1 protein-coding gene is annotated in these 721 nt (G+C 66.3%); it reads right to left on the bottom strand.

Features of this window, described 5'->3' with window-relative positions:
- Positions 1-697: PE-PPE domain-containing protein (locus A5771_RS04450; RefSeq protein WP_234782943.1), on the bottom strand; the 697-nt coding region annotated here is incomplete at its 3' end.
- Positions 698-721 lie beyond the last annotated feature (24 nt).

Consider the following 721-nt stretch of genomic DNA (forward strand, 5'->3'; position numbering starts at 1 on the left):
CGCTGTCGACCAGCCCGTGGCTCCACGCATTGATCCAGGCGCCGAACTGGTCGAAGTCACCGGAGATGTCGATGTCGGTGATCGCGCCGTCGGTGGTGGCCAGGTGGTTGGCCACCTGATCGGGCGTGAGCCCCAGATACATCATGTGCTCGTAGAACAAACCGAGCTCAGAGGTGGACGTGGGGTCGGTGACCGGATCTCCGGGGATCGTGTAATCGGTTACCGCGAACCAGTTGTTCGGGGTCTGGACACCCGACAGCAGAGCAGTGTCGAAGAAGTCGGAGGAGGAAACCCCGCCCATACCCTCCGACGCGGTGTCGGCACCGACCGGATTGCCGATGAACACGAAATGCAGCAACTGCGGGTCGACGCCGTCGTGTTCCAGCTGGGCCATGGCGATCGAACCGGCCGTGGCGCCCTGCGACCAGCCGAACACCCACAGCGGGTTGTCGGCATCGTAGGCGTCGGGGTTGGCGTTGAGTTCGGCGTGCACCGCCCGCACGATCTCGGCCGCCCCGACGAAACTGCTGTGGCCCTGCTGGACCAGCGCCGGGGTGGTCAGCACCTGCAGCGGGGAATCGCAGATGCCGGCACCGATCACGCAGACCGTCGGATCGTCGCCGGCGTCGAAGCCTAGCGGGTTGAGGAACAGGTCGGCCGCGGTTTGGGCGAACGCCGCCGAGGGCGTCGGCAACATCGTCCCGCCGACGAAGAACGCGGG

The organism is Mycolicibacter sinensis (assembly GCF_001667375.1).
Lineage (GTDB): Bacteria > Actinomycetota > Actinomycetes > Mycobacteriales > Mycobacteriaceae > Mycobacterium > Mycobacterium sinense_A.